Origin of the sequence: Thermococcus sp. EP1 (assembly GCF_001317345.1) — an archaeon.
GTDB lineage: Archaea > Methanobacteriota_B > Thermococci > Thermococcales > Thermococcaceae > Thermococcus_A.
The window spans coordinates 1-2,168 of record NZ_JXCG01000029.1; the positions used below are offsets into that span (position 1 = coordinate 1).

Here is a 2,168-nt window from a genome sequence, read left to right on the forward strand (position 1 = left end):
TATACTCGCTATCTCATCCTCCATCTGGATACTAACTCCATCAACAAGTGGCATATAAAGTGACATGGCTTCAAAAATTTCACTAGCTGGTGTTATCGGATAACCAGCGAAAAATCTACATCCCGCCAGAATTGCGGCTCTTGATATTGCTTCATCACCTTGGATAAAGTCTGCAGCACCTACTGGAAATGGATATCTCATTTTAATCCCTCCTCATAACCTATCCTAAAAGCTTTTAGGTTAATTTCTTCAGTTCCTCTTGGAACCCGCCTTCTTATAGCCTCTTCAACGCTTTCCTTTTTAACGACATTTGTTTTTGCAACTAAATAGCCCAATGCCACCATATTGACAGTTAGTGCTAAACCAGTGCTCTCTTCTGCAATTCTAGTAAATGGAACACCTATATAATCCCTATCAGGATGTACTAGCTCCGTGTCAACTATTAAAAGGCCATCCTCTTTAAGTGAACTTTTTGTTGAGTTATAACCAAGTTGAGCAAGTGCAAGTAAAACATCTGCTTTGGTTACCATTAAATCATAAATGGGCTCTTCTGAAATTATGAGATCTGCTATAGAGTGACCTCCTCTACTTTGGGAGCCATAATCCTGAGTTTGGATAACATTAAGGCCCTCTATGGCAGCAGCTTCCCCTAGGATAACCCCTGCTAGTATTACGCCCTGCCCACCGAATCCAGCTATTCTAATCTGCATTTTTATCACCCAACCCATACTGCTTAGCCACTTCTTCGATAAGGAAGTTAAGTTCTTCTGTGAACTCAGGTTTTTCTCTATTCACAAGTTCTCCAACTATGATCTTTCCTTCAAGTTCCTCTGGAGAAAGTGTCTTGGCTTTACTTATGGGAACACTATTCTTCTGGAACCACCTAAGCATCTCTGCTGGTGTTTTCATCCTATTTCTTCTTCCAAATTGAACTGGACACTGCGAAATTGCCTCAACAAGGGAGAAGCCTTTTACAGTTAGGGCCTTTTTTATACTCTCAATTAATTGGTAGACATGAAAAGTTGTCCATCTCGCTACGTAAGACGCTCCAGCAGAGGCCACGGTTTCTGCTATTTTTAATGGATGCTCAACGTTCCTATATGGGGTTGTAGTTGTAACAGCTCCAAAGGGTGTTGTTGGAGCCACCTGCCCCCCCGTCATACCATAAATAAAATTATTGACTAAGATCACTGTTATGTCAATGTTTCTTCTAGCAGCGTGAAGAAGGTGATTTCCTCCAATACCTGCCAAATCACCATCACCACTTATAACAACCACTTTTTTGTCCGGTAAACCAACCTTAACTCCTGTTGCATATGCTATTGCTCTTCCGTGAGTTGTATGTAATGTATCAGCTAGAAAGTAGGGAGAAGCTATCCATGCAGAGCATCCTATTCCACTCACAACAACTAAATCCCGCGGATCAATTCTAAGTTGATCAATTGCATTTGCGAAAGCGTTTAGTACAGTGCCTCCCCCACAGCCAGGACAGAGAGCCGTAGGAAGAGCTTCCTTTCGGAGGTATTTTGCCATTTTATATTTAGTATAAATTTCTTTTGCCATACACATCACCTTTAAATATCTCCACATCTACCATCAATTAGCGATGATGAATATCTAATCCGCCGAACGGTGACGAGAACGCTCGGCTGAGCTTTCTATCTCTTTTAAAATTTCTTCCGTTGTTAATGGAACACCACCAATTTTGTTCACGCCTATAACTGGCACTTCCTCCCTCACAAACCGTTGCACTTCAAGAATCATCTGTCCAAGATTCATCTCTGGCACGAGAATTGTTTGTACATTTTTAGAAAGCTCTTTAATTCTTCTTCCAGGGAAAGGATGTACGGTTTTCGGAACAAACAGACCCACCTTTATTCCCTTTTTCCTAGCCTCTATCACTGCCCCAAGAGAGGGTCTTGCGCTAACTCCCCAGCTCACAAGTAAAATGTCTGCATCTTCAGTATAATACTCCTCCCACTTCTGAATCTCACTCTCATGAACCTCTAACTTCTTGTGAAGTCTCCTTACTAAGCGATCGTGAACCTCTGGAGTATAAACATCCCTAAGACCGCTTTCTTTGTGTGTTGAACCGGTGACATGAGTAAAGTAGCCATTTCCAAAGAGGGGCATTGGAGGAACTAAGTCTCCGTGAATATCTCCAAAAG

The 2,168-nt window shown here is 41.8% G+C and carries 2 protein-coding genes and 2 pseudogenes; all 4 read right to left on the minus strand.

The features are described from left to right. A pseudogene (locus tag EP1X_RS09880) lies at positions 1–201 on the minus strand (2-oxoacid:acceptor oxidoreductase subunit alpha); the annotation flags it as partial. Continuing rightward, positions 198–710: a 2-oxoacid:ferredoxin oxidoreductase subunit gamma gene (locus EP1X_RS09885; RefSeq protein WP_055284077.1), complete on the minus strand. Its 513-nt coding sequence runs from the start codon at positions 708–710 to the stop codon at positions 198–200. The gene EP1X_RS09885 and the pseudogene EP1X_RS09880, both read right to left, overlap by 4 nt. After that, entirely contained in the window at positions 700–1,563 is an 864-nt protein-coding gene (locus tag EP1X_RS09890; protein WP_055284078.1) for a 2-oxoacid:ferredoxin oxidoreductase subunit beta, read from the minus strand. Before EP1X_RS09890 ends, EP1X_RS09885 begins: the two co-directional genes overlap by 11 nt. Before the next feature lie 54 nt (positions 1,564–1,617). After that, a pseudogene (locus EP1X_RS09895) lies at positions 1,618–2,168 on the minus strand (2-oxoacid:acceptor oxidoreductase subunit alpha); the annotation flags it as partial.

Excerpts from the sequence above, each read along its gene's own strand:
- EP1X_RS09885 (WP_055284077.1), bottom strand. The coding sequence starts at position 710 with ATGCAGATTAGAATAGCTGGATTCGGTGGGCAGGGCGTAATACTAGCA.
- EP1X_RS09890 (WP_055284078.1), bottom strand. The coding sequence starts at position 1,563 with ATGGCAAAAGAAATTTATACTAAATATAAAATGGCAAAATACCTCCGA.